We start from the raw sequence: 19,414 nt of genomic DNA, 5'->3' as shown, positions 1-19,414 counted from the left end.
CACCCAATTTTTGAATGGTTGTTAATGCGTTGTTATGTTGTTATTTTTTAAAGGTGATTCCGTTTTATGAACTTTAGTAGGCATAACCCTGAGGTATCGTCTACTTTTGGATTAGGACGACGCGAACAAAAGTTTACTTGAGCATTAGATTCGCGAAGATTTTTGAAAGAATTTAAGTGAGTAGTACTTCTTCACTTATTGAGGTTGGGAAGATGAGAGCATTTTTTGAAGTTCACTTGAGACTGGTGATTACCGTTTGGGTAATTCTCATGTCTGTGTTGGGACTTCTATACCTGATGAACTACATGAAGTTTGACAGCTTAATGTCTGGTGTAGTGTCTTCAAAGCTAGATGTTATTTCGTCTTCGCTAGATACCTCTATCCAGCGCGTTGAACGCTTAGGTATTCCATTTCATTCAGCTGATAACCTCATTGAACAATTTGATCAAGCTAAGGCGCGCGAATCTGACGTGACCGCTATTTCGCTTGTCGATAACAACGGTCGCGTTTTATTGCAGACCACGAGTGCAGTAAATTCTCCCACGCCAATTCCTGAAGATGTTATCCGACGCGCTCTAACGTCTAACGAGCAGCGTTGGCTTTACAGTGATGACACAAAACTTTATAGCGGGCTTCAAACGTTCGGTGATTTCAATAATCTAACCGGTAGCCTAGTTATTGAATATGACAAGACTGCACTTTTTGGTGTCTACGCTCTTGTTCGGCTTCATTTGCTAGAAGCGACGGTAGTCATTTTTTTAATCACTGCATTGATCGTATTTATAGTGGTTAGAATTGGATTTGCTGACGTGGCAAATGTTCTGAAACTCATTCATAACTATTCATCAGGTGATAAATCTGTTGGCGGAAAAAAAGCACCAGATGGTTCTATGAGCCAAAGCTTTGCTGAACAAATCAAGCAAAGTGAAGAAATGAAAGCACAAGTGTCTGCTGAGCTGGAGCGCCTGCAGTCGCTTTCAAGTAATAACACCGAAAATACCAAGGATGGAACTGAGGTGGTTAAGTGAATCAAGCGCAAACTATTGCGAGCTTAATTAATAAAAGACTGATTTATATCACAATTATTAGCGCCTTCATTGCTTCTTTTTTAAGCGCGGCGTACACGCTCGTAGAGTTCAACTTTTCGATTAAGCCAGAACTTCTAAAAAAAGCTAATTCGATCGCTCAAATCATTCATGATGACGTTGAGTTAGCGATCAATGTAGGTGTGCCTTATCAAGAAATTAGCGGTATGGACTCATACCTTGACGAGACCCTTAAAAAGTACCCAGAACTCACTTTCGTTGCGCTTACTCAAAACGACACTGTTTTGTACCAAGCAGGTGCCGTCGAAGAACTCGATCCAACTTACGCGATCACGTTTGAGAAATCATCAAGTCAGTATTTAAGTGCGTCGTTTATCGAACGACTTGTTGTGGTGATGAAGGAATTGCCACAGTTGCTGCCATCTCTATTTAGCTCAGAATCGTCACGTAGTGACTTGTTTCAACTTCCAATAGAAAGTGCTGAAGAGGTGAGCGGTAGAGTATATGTTGGGTTGAGCTCTACGTACGTTCAGTCGCAGCTTACCGATATTTTCTTCGATATCGCTATTGTTTTGGTCGCAGTTCTTCTCGTCTGTTTTGAAGTCGTGATGGTTGTCGTCATGTTCTATGTATCCGGGCCTTTGGAAGAATCTGAATCGATTCTAAAAAGACAGGTTAAAGGGGACTTTTCAGTTAACGAGAAGATTACTTACCACGGTGTTATTGGTACGTTTGCTGATAGATTGAACCAAGACTCAAAAGACTTACAATCGCGATTTAAATCTCTGTTTGCAAAGCTATTACCACAGAGCTCTAGCTCTTCTGAAGTAGACTCTAAACTCAAGTCAGTGTCCGATAGATTCAGTTTGCAGAATAAGCTGGGGATGCACAAAGGGGATGTAGTTGACGCTCGAATACCCTTGTTTGTGTTCTCTTTTGCAGAAGAACTATCTAAGTCCTTTATGCCATTGTTTGTCAACGAGTTCTATCAGCCATCCAGCTGGATTTCTAAAGACGTGATGCTAGGGCTGCCTATTTCGGTATTCATGTTTGTCATTGCTGCTTGCACACCGTTTGCCGCAAAGTGGGTTGATCGCTGGGGACAAAAGCAGCTTTTCCTCGTAGGTCTTATTCCAGCGATCGGTGGTTATTTCGGTTGTGCATTCGCAACGGATGCCATGGACATAGTCATCTCCCGCGGTGTGACTGCATTTGGTTATGCGATTATTACCATTAGCTGCCAAAGCTACATCGCGGCAGTAGTCACGTCCGAGAATCGTGCCAAAGGCATGGCAATGTTTGTCGGTGTACTGATGACGGCAACTATGTGTGGTACCGCGCTGGGTGCAATTATCGCCGATCGCATTGGTTACCAACCGGTGTTCTTATTGTCAGCGTTACTTGCTGCGTTTGCTGGCGTGCTTGCTTGGAGAATGTTTATCGGTGAGTTGGACGCTGGGGAAGGTAAAAAAGCACCGGGTGAAAAAGGTAGTGTTTTATTGCTGATGAAGAACGTCCGTTTTATGGCCGTTATTCTATTCTGCGCAATCCCAGCAAAAATCGTACTGACGGGCTTTTTGTATTTCTTAGTTCCACTTTATCTCGTATCCCTCGATGCGAGTCAGTCTGAAATAGGTCGTATTATGATGATCTATTCTCTCGTCATTATTCCGTTGAGTCCTATTGCATCAGGCATTGCAGACCGTACTCAAAAGACAAAACAACTGGTTGTACTTGGAACCATTTTGTCAGGTGCGATTTTAGTTTCTCTCTATGGTGACGACTCAATCTTCAAGATACTTCTTGCCGTAACGCTGATGGGTGTTGCTCATTCTATTTTAAAAGCGCCACTCATCGCTTGTGCTCTTGAGGCGTCGGAAGATACACCTGAAGTTGGCAGAACCGAGACACTAGGATTCTTACGTACCTCCGAACGTATTGGCAGTGTGATTGGACCTATTTTGGTTGCGATGTTGCTGGCGACGCATACGTTTGGTGAGGCCATGAGCATCGTAGGTGGTGGGATCATCATGGCGGGTATCGCAATCCTAATTATTCTCAAAAAGCCTGCAGTCGAAGCTAACAAAGGAGTTGACGTATGAGAACTCTTATCACGCTTCCGCTTCTGACTTTGTTATCAGGTTTGACGTACTCCAGCATCGCGAGTTCAGAAGAGCGTAAAACAATCTATATGACGGTTTGGCGCGGCTGTGAAGAAGCCTGCCAAGGTTTCCATGATTATGTTGAAACTAACAAGCTCCCAATTGATATTGTGCTTCGAAACGTCGACCGAGATAAAAGTAAACTGCCGACATTCCTAGATGAGGCCAAGCAGTTAAAACCCGATTTGGTCGTCACTTGGGGAACCAGTGTGAGTAAAGCGATGATTGGTTCGCTGGAAGACTATGGCAACGAAACCAAACTGGGCGAGATTCCGGTTCTATTTATGATTGTTGCGGACCCAGTTGGCGCGGGAATCATCAAAGATTCAACGTACTCAGGACGTTCAACTGTCACTGGGATTAGAAACCGCATTGAAGAAGAAGTCCAGATTAGGGCAATGAGAGAGTACTTCCCAGTAAGTACGATTGGTGTTGTCTACTCGTCAGCTGAGCTCAACTCAGCACTCAATACTGAAAAACTGCAAACCCTTGAAGAGAAAATGCAGTTCAAGACCATAGTTGAAACATATGAACTGGGAGACGATGACAAACCACTTCCAAACCAGTTTGAACAAAAAATGCAGAGCCTGTCAGAAAAAGGTGTAGACGTCGTTTATGTTGGCTCTAGCTCATACAACTTATCCAACCGTGATGCTTTTACTAGTGCCGCTCTGAAGCACAACTTACCTGTGGCATCAGCCTATGATTCTATGGTGACTGAGTCGGACGCATTGATCTCAGTTTCAAATAAATACTATCGCGTAGGTCAATTGGCGGCTAATCAAGCGAAGAAAGTGCTGCTTGAAAATATCGAGCCGGGTCAGTTGCCGATTGCGGAGCTTCAGAGCTACTCAATCACTATCAATATGGATGTGGCGAGACAGATGTCACTTTATCCGCCTATACAGCTTCTTCGCTTTGCGGAGCTTGTCAATGTTGATAAGAGCAGGAGCGAATGATGATGAAACTAGTTGGTAAGTCACGATTTGAGGAGGTTCGATGAGAGAGATTATTGAACCACAAGGAAGCTTGTTAGTTGTTACAGACTCTAATAACAAAGAGTACGTTGCAACAACCTTTTTTGGATTTGAAGCCGTCAGCAAAGATTATGAGTGGCAAGTCAATGCGCTAGTAACTAAAGCGAATCCAGCTGACTGGGTCGGTGAGCCGATTAGCTTAAAGCTGTACTCTGAAACGGGAACAAGCCGAAGCGAGCTTAGAACATTCCAGGGCTACGTCGTTAGAGCACAGTCTCAGTCTCAAAGAATTGATTCGACTTACTCAAGTATCCGATTAACCGTTAAGCCTTGGTTGTATCTACTGCATCACTCTAGAAAGTGTCGCGTATTCCAGGAGGCGAGCGTACAAACAATCGTAACAAGTATTTTTGATGAGTTGGGTTTCAAAGGGGCTTACAGTGTCAAAAGTATGCCTTCGACTAAGCGTGAATACTGCATTCAGTTTAATGAAACGGACTTCGAATTTGTCACTAGGCTGTTAGCGGAAGAAGGTGTTCATTTCTACTTTGGTAAAGACAGTGACGCAAACAAGCTGTTTTTACAACAAGCAAGTAAGCCTTTTGCTTCCGACAAAATGGTGACGCTAGACTACGCTTCTCAACCGTCGGGCGATTATGAGACTTTGGATACCTGGCAGCGTGAACATCGTTTTCACAGCGCTTCACTCGAGCTAGCAGGTTATGACTACAACCAGTCAAAACTAATTACAAGCAAGGCGAAAAAATCAAAGTACTCATTGTCCAATAACACAAAGCTTACTGATTATCGTTATCCAGCAGCAAGTGCAACGGGGTCTTACACTGATTTAGCGAGTGATGTCGTTGAAACCCAACGAGGGCAGCTTGATTCAGACTACGATAGCGCGTTGGCAACGACGACCTCTCCAAGCCTTTGCGCTGGCTACTTTCTCAAGCTCAACGCGCATACGGATAGTAGTCAAATAGGACAGTATTTAGTCGCCGAAATTAAGTACGATTTCGACGACGAAAAAGGTGAGTTTCACTCTGATGTAAAAGTCATCCCAGAAGGTCAGACGTTCTATCCTCAATACATTGAAAAGCCAGTTTTACACGGGCTTCAATCCGCGACTGTCGCGGGCAGCACCGCGGGAGAGCCTGCTAACGACGCGCTAGGGCGCGTTCGTATTAAGTTTCATTGGGATCCGGAAACAGGTGACAAAACGAGTTGCTGGGTACGAGTTGCCCAACCTATGGCTGGTAAAGGCTATGGTGCTCAATTCTTACCTAGAGCAGGCCAAGAGGTACTTGTTAGTTTTGTGAATGGTGACCCAGATAAGCCCGTTGTCGTCTCCAGTGTTTACAACAGCACGAACAAGCCTCCATACCCAACCGCTAATACTACTCAAACTGGGGTAATGACGAAATTAACCGGTGAGAGTAACGAGTTACGCTTTGACGACAAGAAAGATAACGAGCAGCTATATGTGCACGCGGCAAAGGATATGACGCGAGAGGTCGTCAACGATTACACCGAAACGATCGGTGGTGAGATGAAGTCGACGGTAACTAAAAACATTACGCAAACCGTTGAAAAGCAAACAACGTTAACGTCTAAAGAAGGCATTACCTACAGCACCGATAAATCTTACAAGCTTACTGCCAAAGAAAGCATTACCGAGCAAGGTAAGGAAATTACGTTAACGGCAGATGACACCCTAACGTTGAAAGTCGGTAGCAGCAAAATTGTAGTTACTAGCGACAAGATTGAAATTTCTAGCGGTACGGTAGCAGTGAGCGGCAGTTCTAAAGTATCGGTCGATGGTGGCAGTCTGAGTCAATCTGGGACGTCCGTTAGCATCAAATCTGATGGGGCATTTAGTGGCAAGGCGGGTACTTCAATGTCATTAAGTGCCTCAACCAGCTTTGCCGCGAAAGGCAGCACCGGCGCAAAACTTCAAGGGCTCAACGCGGAAGTTAAAGGAGATGTTACCGCTAAGCTATCTGGAGCAGCTCAGTCTGAAGTCAGTTCATCGGGTCAAACTGCCATTAAAGGCACGATATTAATGGTGAACTAATGAAAAAGATTCCCTACCAAGACTCAAAAAAAATCCTATCTTACTTTGATCTTTCAGATGAAGCGAAGGAGCTTGTAAACGATGCGCTACCTCCGATAGAAGTGATACAGGTATTACAGAAAGCAGCGCTGAATATTGATTTGACAACGTTTATTGCACACGCACTACCGATGCGAGAGTCAATTTGGTGGGCGACGTTGGCAACGGGTTTGAGGCATGACGATTTAACTCAAGCCGAAAATTCTGTGGTAGCAGCGAGTGCAAACTGGGTAAAGCAGCCAAATGAAGCGATGCGCCGTGAGATCGAGAAATCAATCGTGCCACTTGCGAATGAGAGTCCGGCTAAATGGGTCGGTCAAGCTGTGTTTTGGAGTGGTCAAGGGAGCATTGCTCCTGCCGAAAACCCAGTAGTCATGCCCGCTGACTTTTTGCATGCAAAAGCGGTGGCGGGAGCTATCAACACCGCTGCAGCGCTACCTGAATGGTCTGGCTACAAAGGTTACTACAAGAAAGTATTCAACATGGCACTGGATATTGCCGATGGCGGCTCCGGTAAGTTAACAGAGGAAGTGAGCTAATGCCTAGTGCAGCGAGATTAACAGACATGCACACATGCCCAATGCAAACACCTGGGACACCGCCTATACCTCATGTTGGCGGACCAATTGTTGGTCCAGGGGCGGTCACCGTTCTTATATGCGGTTTACCAGCAGCGAAGATGGGGGACTCGCTAGTATGTGTTGGACCACCAGATTCCATTGTGAAAGGCAGTGCAACAGTATTGATTAATAGTACCCCAGCGGCGCGAATGGGCGACACCACAGCACATGGCGGCAGTATTGTGTTTGGTGCACCGACCGTTCAAATCGGTGGATAAAGAAGAACGTAATTCGAATTAAATTGGACCAAGTGGAGCGGAGGGAACCATGCCACCACCATATACAATTAAAGGTCACATTTCTCAAACAACGTTTTGGGACAATGATCATCCACGTCAGCAAATCGAAGAATTGATCGAGCAAGCTGCGCTTGCAGACCCTAAGCTGCATAAATATATGCAGCATTTGTCAAATACGATTAAAAACGAAAGCGGTAAGCCCATCAACTATGTTCGGGCGACTATGAAAACTAGGGAGCGTATTGCAGCTAAATGCGGCATCACCAATTGGGATGATCCAAAGACGGATAAACCGGCATCTAAAATACCGCTCCAAGTAAAGGATATCTCCCGCGCAACGATCGAGTTCAGCACTATTGCTCAAATGAATGCCTTTAGAGACTACATTTCAATGACGCCGGAGTTTGAAGCGCTCAGAGGGCTACATGGTAAAGCAGTAAAAGATCTCTGGAGTATGGGTGTTGAAGATCAGTATAAAGACGTAAAGTTTTTCCTTCAAATTGAAATTGATTTCTCGACTAAGGTTGATGGTAAGCAGACGCCCACAAAAAAAATCCCGCATATTGTCGAGCTGCAGCTTAACGTAGGTCAAATGGCTTGGGGTAAGGTTTATGGTCATGCATTTTACAACATCTCTCGCCTAGCGCGTTTAGATGGCGAAGAAAAGTTTGTGTGGAATGACCCTAAATGTGTCATTACTGTTCCCACCAATATTTCTGGTAAGTGTGCTACCAAGCTTCGCGCAGCACTCACTCACTGTAGAGGCCTTGCCCAAGGTGACAAAACTGTACTCCTAGCAGTCAATATACTGTCTAAGTTTCTATCCAACAAATTTAAACTCCCATCTTCCAAAGAATGTGAAAGTTTGCCTGCTAAAAAGCACTACGACTACAAAAACCGCAAACAACCCCTCGTTATTAGATGCGGCAAATACAATTGGAAGAAAGCAGAGAGTCAAGATAGTAGTCAAGCACAAGCGTGGGCTATCGCTTACTTAGCCGCTTTCGTTTGGTCTAATTTCACCAAATCACAGCACAAGCCTGGTATCACGGGTACTGCCGCGAGCTTCCATGAGAAATAGGAGTAAATAGTCGATGTTTGATGATTTATTGGTCCCAATTTCTGATGAAGCCCCAAGTGGTGAATATCTAAAAGATAACCGCTCTCTATTCCGTGGTTATCGTAATGAGTTCAACATGGCGCAGTCGTCGTTTAGGCAGCTCGTAGAAGTTCCTGATGCACTTGAGGATGCAGAACTCGTTGATGCCAATACGACAAACTGGAACAAGCTTTCAGAGTCCTGCCATCTGTGTTTGGCGACAAAATCAAAAGACCTCGAGATTTTCTCTTGGTTTACCGTTGCTCAGCTTTTTACATCGGAGCCTTTTAAGAATCTAAATAGTGCCTTGGTGTCTATGGAAGCCGTCGTAGAAAGTTTTTGGTCGACTCTGAACCCAATGCTTCCGGAAAAAAAGCGTAAAGGGGACACAGAGCAAGAGCAAGCTGTTGAAATTATTGAACATCGAATAAAACCTTTATTGCAACTTGTTGGTGACACAGCGGAGAGTGGCTTGCTCTACATGCCATTGCAAATGCTCCCTTTGGTAGGCGAAATCGACTTTGGCCGTTTTTACAAGGCGGAAAAAGATGGAAGTTTGTCTAATCTTAAAGATGAGGCAGTGATTGCATATGGACATGAAAAAGCTGAAGTAGAAGAACGAATTAGATCACTGGGAGGTTCACTCGATGCTCTGATTCGTCTTGAAACCTTGCTCACCGAAAAGTGTCGCGAGGCCGGTGCAATAGCAATTAGCTTCAAGTTTGTAAAAGACGCAATAGAGAGACTTATTTCATCGTTGAGATATTTAGTGGGTGAGCAGTTTGCACATTGGCCTTTGGACCCTGAACCCGTTTTGGAAACGGTTCAAGTGATACCAGAGAGCTCATCTGAACAAATTGATTCGGGCGCTCAACCTGATACGAGCGAACCGATACAGGTGACGAATAACGTAACCCAGGCACCATTGAATGTCGTGTCATTGCCCACAGCCGGTGTAGCGACGAGAGAACAAGCATTAGCGAATTTACAGTCAATAGCAGACTACTTTTTAGAACATGAGCCACATAGCCCGATTTACTTACTGTTAAAGCGGGCAATACGTTGGGGAGGGATGTCATTACCAGAATTACTCGAAGAGTTGGTCGGCGACAATAGTGCCGTACATCAGCGAATCGAACATTTGGCTGGACTGGAAAGTGCAGAGCACAAAGCAACGCATAGTGTACCTGCTAGTGCTCAAGCGATAACGCCTACTGAACCAGTTCAGGAAGAAGTGAAACCAAAGGAAACAACCACTACCAGTGAAAGTAACACCGATTCAGGGCTTTCGAACATCGAGTGGTAATCGTTACTCACAGTCATAAATGACTATATATACAAAAAGGGAACAATCATGGCTTCTATTTTTATGCGAATTGATGGATTAACAAGCATTAAAGGTGCAGCGACAATCGGTGATATCGGTGGCAAGAAAGGCTTCTTTGCTGTCGACAATATGTCATGGGGTGCTAACCGTGGTGTTAGTGTTGATGTAGGTAATGCGAACAATGCAGACAAAGGGATGGTATCGCTTGATGCACTAAACATTAGCCGAACTTCAGATGGTGCATCGCCTCATCTAACGACCTTTCTATTCGCACCGGGTGCAGAAGGTAAGACAGTGGAAATTCTACTGACTAAACCATCTCGTGACGGAGCGGGTGCAGATCCATACCTAGTCATTACTATGGAGAAAGCGCGTATCGCGAGCTACAACATTTCTGGCTCAGATGGTCAACTACCAACCGAAGACTTTTCACTCACATACACGACGCTAACCAAGGTTTATTACCAAGAAGGTGACGGCGGTAAGATCGAGAAAGGCGACACCGTTAAGTTTGACTGCACAACTGGCAAGCTAGAGTCGAAAGCAGCTTAATCTGATTAACAGGGAGAAGTAACGTGGCTTTGAATTCACAACACAAACGTGTAAGTAAAAACCGGGTAAGTATTACCTATGATGTTGAGACAAATGGCGCTGTAGAAACGAAAGAGTTGCCTTTTGTAGTGGGTGTTATTGGTGATTTTTCTGCACACAAGGAAGATCGCGAAGACCTAGAAGAGAGAACGTTTTATCAAATCGACAAAGATAACTTTGATACGGTTTTGAAACGTGTTGGACCAGAGTTGAAGTTAAAAGTCGACAATACTCTGCAAGACGATGATAGCCAGTTTGAAGCCGCGTTATCTTTCTCTTCTATGAAAGATTTCGAACCTGATGCTCTAGTCGAGCAAATAGAACCACTCAAAAAACTTGCTGAGACCCGCCAACAGCTTAAAACCTTGCTGTCAAAAGCGGATCGTTCTCGCGATTTAGAAAAGCTGCTTAAAGAAGTTCTGCAAAGTGCAGATCAAATTAACGCGCTTTCTAGTGAGTTGGGCATCGAAAGCAAAGGAGATGAGTAATGAGTTCTGAATTAGAAAGCCAAGCAGGTGCGGGCGCAGAAGCAGAGGCGGGCAGTGTTCTAGACAGAGCGATTGCCGCTACGACGCAAACACCGGCAGACACAACGAAAGAGTTGTTTTCTGTACTGGCTGAGCAAGCGCTCAGTGGTACGGTAACTTGGGACAAAAATGTCTCAAAGACTATCGAAAACGCAATAGCACAAATTGACAAGCAAATGTCTAAGCAGCTTTCAAAGGTAATGCAGGATGATGAGTTCCAGCGTTTAGAAGGCTCTTGGCGTGGTCTTAATAAACTGGTTCGCGAAAGTGAAACTGGCCAATCTCTTAAGATCAAGCTTGTTGATTTCACAAAAGATGAGCTAATTGAACAGTTTGAGGACGCACCAGCGGTTGACCGCAGCCCACTGTTTGATGCCTTGTATCAAAAAGAGTTTGGTACTGCGGGTGGTGAACCATATGGTGCACTCATCGGTGATTACTCTTTCTCACACAAAGATGAAGATGTAGCGCTGCTACGTTATATGGGTGAAACCGCCGCAGCGAGCCACGCTCCATTCGTTGCAGCAGCAAATCCAGAAATGTTTGAGTTCAACTCTTTTGAAACCTTCGACGAGGGTAAGCCTGTAGCGGCTGGCTTTGATTCACCAGCGTATGCGTCTTGGAACGCGTTCCGTGAGAGTGACGATGCCCGTTATGTAGTGCTAACACTACCTCAAACATTGGCTCGTCTGCCATATGGCGAAAAAGGTTTGTCGACCGACGCATTTGAGTTTGAAGAACTTAATACTGACGCAGAGGGTAATCCGAAACCAGCAAACAACTCTGAGTTGGTTTGGTCTAACGCTGCGTTCGATTTTGGTCTAAAAATGACTCAAGCGCACACGGCGTTTGGATGGTGTACTGCAGTTCGTGGTTTAGATAACGGTGGTAAAGTAGAAAACCTACCAAACCTAACGTTCAAATCAGAAGCTGGCGACATTCAGCAGCAGTGTCCGATTGAAGTTAACTTGACCGATGAACGCGAAAAAGAGCTGAGCGACCTTGGTTTCCTACCTTTGGTTCACTACAAAAACACCAACTATGGCGTGTTTATTGGTAGCCAAACAACACAAAAACCAAAGACGTATACAGACCCTGACGCGACAAGTAACGCAGCAATTTCTGCTCGTATTCCTTACATCATGGCGAGTAGCCGAATTGCACATTACCTCAAAGTAATGGGGCGTGACATGCTTGGCTCTAACCTTGAAGCAACGGATGTTCAGAAACAACTGCAAACCTGGATTGACCAATACACCAACTCAGGTGCCGTTGGTAATGCAGAGCGTTCTAAAACACCACTTTGTGAGTCTCAGATTTCAGTTGTAGAACAACCAGGTAAGCCAGGTGCATATTCAGCAGTGGCGCACTTAAGACCTTGGCTACAACTAGAAGAACTGACGACTTCAGTTCGTATGGTAACGAAAATCCCAGGTTAAAACCTGGTATGTAATGACTAAGTGGGATGATGGATGTTTGACCCGAAACTGCAAACGGAATTTTGCGAATTGAATAGTAATGATGCTTCTTTCTTGAAAGACGCATTATTACTACTCGCTCAATTAGATGAAGACTTGCTTAAGGGAAGTGACCTTTTCTTTGCAGGTGTGACTCGTTTGATCGCAGAAATCGATAGACGAATGTCGAAGCAGGTATCGAACATCATCCATCACCCTAATTTTAGTCAACTAGAAGCGACCTGGAGAGGCGTCGAAACACTGGCGTTTCTCCCTGTTAATTATCAGAAAGTTCGTATCAAGCTTCTCGATGTTTCTTGGAATGAACTTTCTCATGAGCTTAACACAGCGGTTTCACTGAAGCGCACTGCGCTTTATAACTTAATCGCTAACCGAGAGCTGAATACTTCAGGTGGTCAGCCATTTGGTATGGTGGTTGTTGACCATGACATCTCAATGAATGTCGACTCTGACTTTGATGACATATACACGTTAGAACTGCTCGCTAGTTTGGGCCAACTTTGTTTATGTCCGTTTGTTTTATCTCCTGAGGATACATTTTTCGGTGAGCCTGGCGCTGATTGGTTGTCGGACATTCAACGAGTTGAGAAGATTCTTCAAGGGCCCGACTATATTGCTTGGCAAAGGCTTCGTAGCTTAACGCAGTCCCGTTTTCTTGGTGTGGCAATGCCTAAAATACGCTTACGGAAGGCGTATAGTAGCCAGTCATCAACCTCATTTTTGTTTAGCGAAACATACCAGCCGAGAGCGGGCCTTTGGGGTAGTGCTGCTGTACTTTTCGCGTCGACAGCGTTAAGGGAGTTTAACCGAATCAACTGGTTCGGTTTTATGAAATCACGGTGGCAGGACAAGCTAATGGGCGCATTAGTCAACGTACCAATTAATGGTCAAGGCACGTTAGCAACTTACCAACCTGCATCGGAAATGAGCCTGTATACCGAGATGGGCAATTTTTACACTGAGCAGGGCTTTATTCCATTATGTCGCAGTACTACGACGGAAAAGTATTTTTTCAGAGGCAACCGTTCGATCTGGGATAAGGCTAAAGATGACTCGGAACTTGTTGCGGGTCAGATCCAAACCACGCTCATGATTTGTCGTATTGCTCATTTTCTTAAAGTACAGATCAGAGGGATGATCGGTAATTTCCAAAGTGCAGAAGAGTGTGAGCTCTACTTAAATGATTGGCTGCAAAAGTATACGAGTAATCTGTTCAATGCTGATGAAGCAACAATGGCTAAGTATCCACTGAGTAAAAGCCGTGTCGAAGTTAAAGAAGTTCAAGGTGAGAGCGATCGTTACGTTTGTAATGTTCTTATTCAACCACAGTACCAGTTTGATAACGTGTGTGGCGAAGTTCTTCTTTCGACAGACCTTGGTACTGAAGATGCCTTGTTCACTTCGAGGGCTCGCGCATGATGTTTTGGAAAACGTTTGTCAAACAAACTGGATCGAACCGCAGTGCTTCCGGAAACATCAATAGCGAGAAGAGTGGCGATGATCTACTTGATGCAATTCATTACCAACTGACAACACTGTTGAACTCAGAGGCGCCAATGAGATTGGTGTCTAACTCGTTTTCAGAAGTACAGCGCTCTCTGTATTGCTTTGGTCTCGACAACTCGCAGAGTTTAAGTAGTCAAATCGATCACGATCAATTTTCCCGCGCCCTTGAGCGTATGATTAAGGCGTTTGAGCCTAGGTTGTCAGAAGTCAGTGTGTTCGTACAAGAAAGTGACCAATCAAAAAACGCAGTTTGTTTTTCGATAATGGCAAAAATTGAAACCGCAAAAGGCGAACATGTCTTTTTGTTTGATTCAAATATAAGCCTGTCAAACCAGTCTGCGACGATGGAGGGACAGGAAATTGTCTGATCAACTTCTAAGTTACTTTGAAAGAGAATTAGCAAGTATTCGCGGTGCATTGAGCGAATATAGCCGAGAATTCCCCGATCATGCCGCGTCAATGCGCTTGAATCAAAACGATCAAGAAGATCCAAATATCAGCAGATTTATTGAAGCTGCTGCTTTGTTGAATGCAAAAACAGAGAAGCGTCTAGACGAGCAGTTTCCGGAAATATTGCAAGACCTTATCAATATAGTTTATCCAGGTTACCTTCAAGTGATCCCAAGCTACACGCCATTTCACTTGGACCTAGATACGGAAGCAGCGACGAGTAAACTCGAACTAGAGAAAGGGTCTGAGCTTGCGGTGTCTCACGATGAGGTAGAGTCGATTTTCACTTTAGTGGATGACTTGGTCATTGAGCCATTTCATATTGCAGACATAAGCGCCACGACTGCACCGTTTAACTTTCCCACTCCTAACAACCTTAGAAGGGCTGAGTCTGCACTTCAGGTGACGCTTAAGTGCAACGACCCTGATACAACGTTTAGTCAATTGACCACCGAACACTTTGACTTCTATGTTCGCGGCTTTGAGAGTAGTTCGCGAGGCTTGATTGATCTTCTTTTGTTAAACACAGAAGCTATAACACTGTGGAACGGCAATCAGCAAGAATCAATCAATACGTCGCGCTTACGAACTCGTGTTTCTGATTCGAACTTTACCTGGCTTCCAAGCTACGATGGTCATCTTACCGGTTTCGACATATTGCGTGATTACTTCGCGTTCCCTGATAAAGCTGCCTATATGAGAGTTGACGATCTTGGCGATCAGTTGAGAGCGTTTAATAGTAATGAAGTTACGTTGACTCTATTTATCCAGCATTTGCCAGTAGAGTACTTAAGTTTATTCAGCCCTGAGGTTATACAGCTTAATACTGTACCTGCACTCAATCTATTTCGACGTCGTGGCGAGCCGCTTCGATATGACTTCTCCAAGCTTTCTATGCCCGTTATTGCGGATGCCCAGCAACATGATCACTATACTGTCGTCTCTGTGGAGTCAGTTAATGAAGTACTTTCTACTGGAGAAGTACCTTTAACACCAATATACGAAAGCGGTTATTGGTCCGATAGTGATGCTCCGCAATGGCAGAGCAGTCAGTATTGGGATCATAAAGGGCGTAGGCGCATGAACCTCTCAGTTAGCTATGCTCAGATGCCAATGGATCAAGAGTCCGTAGTCCTCTCTACTCAGTTAATGGTGTGCAATGGGCGTACACCTTGTTTAATCCCAACAGGGACATGGGCTGAATGTTTGGCAGCGGTCGACTTACCTGGCGAGCTTGAGGTTGTTAAAACCCCCACGGCACCACAATACCCTTCATTAGATAATCAACTAACTTGGCGATTTCTTGCGATTCTCAATGCGAACTTCGCGACCTTGGTACAGACAGATGATCCAACGCTGGCACTGCAGGATGTTCTTAGACTCAGTTGTAATACCATTCAATGTCCTCAGGCATTTGCTATTAAAACAGTTACATACAAACATCTGATTGCTCCTATTACCATCGACGGACAAAGTATTTTTGCTTCCGGTACCGAAATAAAAGTCATGGTGGATGATGAAATATTAAGTACAGATTTTTCTGTGTTTGCAGAGATTCTGAACGCTTTGTTCTCACAATATTGCAGTTTCGATAGGTTTATTCAGGTCTCTGTAGAACGATTTGGTAGTGACAAAGCTGGTGTACAGTTTCCAAAAACACACGGAAGTCAGTTATGTCTGTGATCCAAGAAAGCGTCAAAGACCAGCTGTTAAATCAGCCTTATTCTTTTGATTTTATTCAGGTCATTAGACTTTTGAAGGCGTTGAACGTGAGTGATAAGTTGCCCTTGTCACTCACACCCGAGGTGATGCCTGAAGGTGCACCAGAGCAAGTAACCAGTATTCGCTTTGAAAGTGATAGAGTCAGAATCAAGCTTGGTTTAGAGGCGTTGTCTGGTTCCAAGGGGCTTATTCCTGACTATCTATATGCTGAACTGCTCAATAGCTTGCACCAAGATGACAACGCGCTACAGAAGTTTATCGATGTGTTTAATCAACGTTACTTTGAGTTGAGAGCTCATGTAGAGATCAATCAGAGCATGTTGTTGAAACAAGAAAAAGATGCCGCAGCGAACAAGGTTTTGGGGCGTTTGACCCAACAAGCTGCATTGGCATGCATGTTTTCACTACCAGGGTCGAATCGAGAGAAAACACACCCTAGCATGCTGCGTCATGGTTTAGCGCTGGGCAACAAGAGCAGAAATTTAAATGGCCTAAAACGGCTGCTCAGTGATTACTTTTCGTTGGCTGTAACGCCTGTGGTAGCGCCTTCATCATTCTATCGAATCAATACAAACTACCAGTCGAAGCTCGGCGAAAAGAAAGGGCAGAATCAGAGTTTAGGTCAGGGCTTTTGGCTTGGAGCCACGGGGACTCAAACGTTTAAAGCACTTGAAATTAATATCACGCCTAAAACTCGCTCTGAGTATTTGGGACTGCTCAACAATGCTCAATTTGCACAGTCTATGAAGTCTCTGGTTCAAGCATACCTTCGTGAAAGCATAGATATCAGACTCTATATGTATGTGAAACGAGACTACATAGATGAACCACAACTATCTTACTCTAGGCAAGGACTCAGGTTAGGAGAAGCCAACTGCCTTGCCTCAAAAAGGCGAAAATCGGAATTTCGCAAGATACTCATTCAACAGGAGAAAGTTTGATGTCTCAAATAAAACTAGGGAACCTTGTTTCTAAGCTCGATATGCCCCTCAAGGCCGCGCTAGAGGAGGCTGCGGGTGCAGCAATGACTCAAACAGTCGCTGCCATCGAGATAGAGCACTGGCTAGTGCAGTTGTTAACAACAGATGAAAGTCATTTGAAAAGCTTTCTCGCCAAACAAAACATCGACCCAAGCGCTTTGTTGAGTGAGTTAACAGAGCGTATTAATCGCTTAAGACCAGGTGCAAATGGCCAGCCAACGATTAGCAGAGCATTGAGTGAGGTAATGGAAACCGCATGGATGCTGGCGTCAGTAAACTATGGGCATCAGGAAGTGACAAGCTTGCACTTACTCTTGGCGTTGAACCAAGCAGATAGTTTTGGCATAAAAACATTGTCACTCCCTTCTCTGGAAAATGTGTCAACAGAAGCGCTTGGTGCGCAAATCGCCTCTTTGAAGATAGCGACCAAGTCTAGTTCTTCAGCGTCTACAGGTAGTGCTCCTCAGGCAGCAACGGCTGGTGGTGCTCTTGATAAATATACAGTTAACCTAACAGAGCAAGCTCGTAATGGAGAGCTAGATCCTGTGCTAGGACGAAACAGTGAAGTCAGGATGGCTATCGACATTCTATGTCGTAAGCGCCAAAACAATCCCATTCTTGTTGGTGAACCTGGTGTCGGTAAAACTGCCGTTGTCGAAGGTTTGGCTCACAGCATCGTCGCAGGCGAAGTGCCCCCTGCGATTCAAGGCGTTGAAATTCACACGCTAGACCTAGGTCTGCTGCAAGCGGGTGCAAGCATTAAAGGTGAATTTGAAAACCGACTAAAAGACGTTATTAACGAAGTAAAAAGCTCTGAAACACCAATTATTGTATTCATCGATGAAGCACACACGTTAATTGGAGCAGGTGGTGCCGCAGGTCAAAATGATGCGGCAAATCTACTAAAACCAGCACTAGCACGTGGTGAGTTCCGTTCAATTGCGGCAACGACTTGGGCAGAGTACAAGAAGTACTTCGAAAAAGATCCAGCGTTAACACGTCGTTTCCAGGTCATTAGTGTTGAGGAACCAAATGCTGAAGACGCGAAGCAGATCCTCCGTGGCGTAGGTGAAGCATTACGTAATCACCATGGCGTATTCATTTTGGAGGATGCAATTGAGGCGGCAGTGAGCTTGTCTATTCGTTATCTTCCATCACGACAACTACCAGACAAAGCAATTAGCTTGCTCGATACGGCTTGTGCTCGAATAGCGTTAACTCAAGGTGCGAAGCCAGAATCGATTGAAAGTCTTGAACAAAACATCCGCTATTTGGAGAGTGAGCTCAATGCGCTTGAAGCAGAAGGTACCGTGTTCATCGAAAAAGCCGGTGACCATCAACTACTGAAAGATAGAATTGAAAACAGTAAATCTGATCTTGAAGCGCTAAACGTTCAATGGGAAAAAGAGCGCGAACTGGTATCAGAGATTACCTCTCTTTGCGAAAAAATTGAGACGGATCGTACAGAAAATACGGTTGATTCTATTAGCCAGCAAAGCCTTAACCAGGCACTCACCAGTTTGCGAGAGATTCAAGGCGAATCTCCGCTAGTTTTTCCTGTAGTTGACGAGCAAGTCATTGCAACTGTGATTGAAAACTGGACTGGCATACCTGCTGGCAACATGGTCAAAGAAGAAGTCGCACAGTTACTGTCCCTTGAAGATGCTCTTCATGAGCGAGTAATTGGGCAAGATGTAGCCATCAGCGAGCTTGTGAAAAGCATCCAAATATCGAGAGCGGGTCTTACTGATAGTCGCAAGCCAGTGGGTGTGTTCTTAATGTGTGGTCCAAGTGGTGTAGGTAAAACGGAAACTGCCATGGCCCTAGCTGACGAAGTGTTCGGCGGTGGAGACAACCTCACCATCATTAATATGACCGAGTTTAAAGAAGAGCACAAAATTTCAATGCTGCTTGGCTCTCCTGCAGGGTATGTTGGTTTTGGCGAAGGGGGCGTGCTCACTGAAGCGATTCGTCGCAATCCGTATTCAGTGTTGCTACTGGATGAAATGGAAAAAGCGCATCCAGGCGTTCATGACTTGTTCTATCAAATTTTTGATAAGGGCCATATCAAGGATAGTGAAGGTCGTACGGTCGACTTTAAAAACACAATCATCATTATGACATCGAACGCGGCAGACCAAGCGATTGTCGATATCTGTGAAGACAATGAAGAGCGTCTAGCAAATGAAGATTTGTTAGAACAGATCCGCCCGGCATTACAACACTACTTTAAACCCGCTTTTTTAGGACGCACAACGATTGTGCCTTACTACCCATTAAATCGTGATGAACTAAGCCAAATCGCGGCAATTAGTTTGAATCGCATCGCTAATAAACTCAAAGAGAAGTACAAGGCCGAGTTTAAGTGGGATGACACTTTCATTGATTTTGTGGTCAGTAGGAACACGGATCCGACGACAGGAGGTCGAGCCGTGGAGCAGATTATTAATCGTTCTCTAATGCCTAAACTTGCGGTTGATTGTATTCATCGTCTCAGCGAGGGCCTTGGCGTGAATCAAGTATCCGTAACAACGGATGCTGTAACAGGTGAGTTGGTTATTGATATCACCTAAA

General features: G+C 44.7%; 16 protein-coding genes. All 16 read left to right on the top strand.

The window, feature by feature from the left end:
• The first annotated feature begins 212 nt into the window (after nucleotides 1–212).
• The 16 genes from J4N45_RS23280 to tssH are packed head-to-tail and all read left to right on the top strand — an operon-like array spanning nucleotide 213 to nucleotide 19,413.
• Nucleotides 213–1,028, top strand: a complete 816-nt coding sequence (locus tag J4N45_RS23280) for a hypothetical protein (protein WP_252014758.1) — start codon at nucleotides 213–215, stop codon at nucleotides 1,026–1,028.
• Entirely contained in the window at nucleotides 1,025–3,148 is a 2,124-nt protein-coding gene (locus J4N45_RS23275) for an MFS transporter (protein ID WP_252014757.1), read from the top strand. The genes J4N45_RS23280 and J4N45_RS23275 overlap by 4 nt, the downstream gene beginning before the upstream one ends.
• Nucleotides 3,145–4,167 (top strand): ABC transporter substrate-binding protein, encoded by a 1,023-nt coding sequence (locus J4N45_RS23270; protein WP_252014756.1) that lies wholly within the window; start codon nucleotides 3,145–3,147, stop codon nucleotides 4,165–4,167. The genes J4N45_RS23275 and J4N45_RS23270 overlap by 4 nt, the downstream gene beginning before the upstream one ends.
• 40 nt (nucleotides 4,168–4,207) lie before the next feature.
• On the top strand, nucleotides 4,208–6,262 hold the full coding sequence (locus J4N45_RS23265) for a type VI secretion system Vgr family protein (RefSeq protein ID WP_252014755.1): 2,055 nt from the start codon (nucleotides 4,208–4,210) through the stop codon (nucleotides 6,260–6,262).
• Nucleotides 6,262–6,840 (top strand): DUF6931 family protein, encoded by a 579-nt coding sequence (locus tag J4N45_RS23260; RefSeq protein WP_252014754.1) that lies wholly within the window; start codon nucleotides 6,262–6,264, stop codon nucleotides 6,838–6,840. Before J4N45_RS23265 ends, J4N45_RS23260 begins: the two co-directional genes overlap by 1 nt.
• Entirely contained in the window at nucleotides 6,840–7,139 is a 300-nt protein-coding gene (locus tag J4N45_RS23255; RefSeq protein WP_042471724.1) for a PAAR domain-containing protein, read from the top strand. The genes J4N45_RS23260 and J4N45_RS23255 overlap by 1 nt, the downstream gene beginning before the upstream one ends.
• Before the next feature lie 49 nt (nucleotides 7,140–7,188).
• On the top strand, nucleotides 7,189–8,241 hold the full coding sequence (locus tag J4N45_RS23250) for a hypothetical protein (protein ID WP_252014753.1): 1,053 nt from the start codon (nucleotides 7,189–7,191) through the stop codon (nucleotides 8,239–8,241).
• 13 nt (nucleotides 8,242–8,254) lie between these two features.
• Nucleotides 8,255–9,565 (top strand): type VI secretion system protein TssA, encoded by a 1,311-nt coding sequence (locus J4N45_RS23245; protein WP_252014752.1) that lies wholly within the window; start codon nucleotides 8,255–8,257, stop codon nucleotides 9,563–9,565.
• A 48-nt stretch (nucleotides 9,566–9,613) separates the two neighbouring features.
• Entirely contained in the window at nucleotides 9,614–10,138 is a 525-nt protein-coding gene (locus J4N45_RS23240; RefSeq protein ID WP_042471713.1) for an Hcp family type VI secretion system effector, read from the top strand.
• Nucleotides 10,139–10,161: 23 nt separating this feature from the next.
• On the top strand, nucleotides 10,162–10,665 hold the full coding sequence (gene tssB, locus J4N45_RS23235; RefSeq protein ID WP_042497780.1) for a type VI secretion system contractile sheath small subunit: 504 nt from the start codon (nucleotides 10,162–10,164) through the stop codon (nucleotides 10,663–10,665).
• Entirely contained in the window at nucleotides 10,665–12,143 is a 1,479-nt protein-coding gene (tssC, locus tag J4N45_RS23230) for a type VI secretion system contractile sheath large subunit (RefSeq protein ID WP_128649652.1), read from the top strand. The genes tssB and tssC overlap by 1 nt, the downstream gene beginning before the upstream one ends.
• A gap of 33 nt (nucleotides 12,144–12,176) precedes the next feature.
• Nucleotides 12,177–13,601 carry a type VI secretion system contractile sheath domain-containing protein gene (locus tag J4N45_RS23225; protein WP_252014751.1) on the top strand — a complete coding sequence of 475 codons (1,425 nt, stop codon included), beginning with the start codon at nucleotides 12,177–12,179 and terminating at the stop codon, nucleotides 13,599–13,601.
• Nucleotides 13,598–14,056, top strand: a complete 459-nt coding sequence (gene tssE / locus J4N45_RS23220) for a type VI secretion system baseplate subunit TssE (protein ID WP_252014750.1) — start codon at nucleotides 13,598–13,600, stop codon at nucleotides 14,054–14,056. Before J4N45_RS23225 ends, tssE begins: the two co-directional genes overlap by 4 nt.
• Complete coding sequence (tssF, locus tag J4N45_RS23215) at nucleotides 14,049–15,821, top strand: type VI secretion system baseplate subunit TssF (RefSeq protein ID WP_252014749.1); 1,773 nt, start codon at nucleotides 14,049–14,051, stop codon at nucleotides 15,819–15,821. Before tssE ends, tssF begins: the two co-directional genes overlap by 8 nt.
• Nucleotides 15,812–16,801, top strand: a complete 990-nt coding sequence (locus tag J4N45_RS23210; RefSeq protein WP_252014748.1) for a type VI secretion system baseplate subunit TssG — start codon at nucleotides 15,812–15,814, stop codon at nucleotides 16,799–16,801. The genes tssF and J4N45_RS23210 overlap by 10 nt, the downstream gene beginning before the upstream one ends.
• Nucleotides 16,801–19,413, top strand: coding sequence for a type VI secretion system ATPase TssH (tssH, locus tag J4N45_RS23205; RefSeq protein WP_252014747.1), 2,613 nt, complete (start codon nucleotides 16,801–16,803; stop codon nucleotides 19,411–19,413). Before J4N45_RS23210 ends, tssH begins: the two co-directional genes overlap by 1 nt.
• Nucleotide 19,414 lies beyond the last annotated feature (1 nt).

Origin of the sequence: Vibrio sp. SCSIO 43140, assembly GCF_023716585.1 — a bacterium.
In the GTDB taxonomy this organism is placed as follows: domain Bacteria; phylum Pseudomonadota; class Gammaproteobacteria; order Enterobacterales; family Vibrionaceae; genus Vibrio; species Vibrio maritimus_B.
The sequence above is the reverse complement of the archived record's forward strand: the minus strand, read 5'-3'. Positions and strand labels throughout refer to the sequence as shown.

Excerpts from the sequence above, each read along its gene's own strand:
- J4N45_RS23280 (WP_252014758.1), top strand. The coding sequence starts at position 213 with ATGAGAGCATTTTTTGAAGTTCACTTGAGACTGGTGATTACCGTTTGG.
- J4N45_RS23270 (WP_252014756.1), top strand. The coding sequence starts at position 3,145 with ATGAGAACTCTTATCACGCTTCCGCTTCTGACTTTGTTATCAGGTTTG.
- J4N45_RS23265 (WP_252014755.1), top strand. The coding sequence starts at position 4,208 with ATGAGAGAGATTATTGAACCACAAGGAAGCTTGTTAGTTGTTACAGAC.
- J4N45_RS23260 (WP_252014754.1), top strand. The coding sequence starts at position 6,262 with ATGAAAAAGATTCCCTACCAAGACTCAAAAAAAATCCTATCTTACTTT.
- J4N45_RS23255 (WP_042471724.1), top strand. The coding sequence starts at position 6,840 with ATGCCTAGTGCAGCGAGATTAACAGACATGCACACATGCCCAATGCAA.
- J4N45_RS23250 (WP_252014753.1), top strand. The coding sequence starts at position 7,189 with ATGCCACCACCATATACAATTAAAGGTCACATTTCTCAAACAACGTTT.
- J4N45_RS23245 (WP_252014752.1), top strand. The coding sequence starts at position 8,255 with ATGTTTGATGATTTATTGGTCCCAATTTCTGATGAAGCCCCAAGTGGT.
- J4N45_RS23240 (WP_042471713.1), top strand. The coding sequence starts at position 9,614 with ATGGCTTCTATTTTTATGCGAATTGATGGATTAACAAGCATTAAAGGT.
- tssC (WP_128649652.1), top strand. The coding sequence starts at position 10,665 with ATGAGTTCTGAATTAGAAAGCCAAGCAGGTGCGGGCGCAGAAGCAGAG.
- J4N45_RS23225 (WP_252014751.1), top strand. The coding sequence starts at position 12,177 with ATGTTTGACCCGAAACTGCAAACGGAATTTTGCGAATTGAATAGTAAT.
- tssE (WP_252014750.1), top strand. The coding sequence starts at position 13,598 with ATGATGTTTTGGAAAACGTTTGTCAAACAAACTGGATCGAACCGCAGT.
- J4N45_RS23210 (WP_252014748.1), top strand. The coding sequence starts at position 15,812 with ATGTCTGTGATCCAAGAAAGCGTCAAAGACCAGCTGTTAAATCAGCCT.
- tssH (WP_252014747.1), top strand. The coding sequence starts at position 16,801 with ATGTCTCAAATAAAACTAGGGAACCTTGTTTCTAAGCTCGATATGCCC.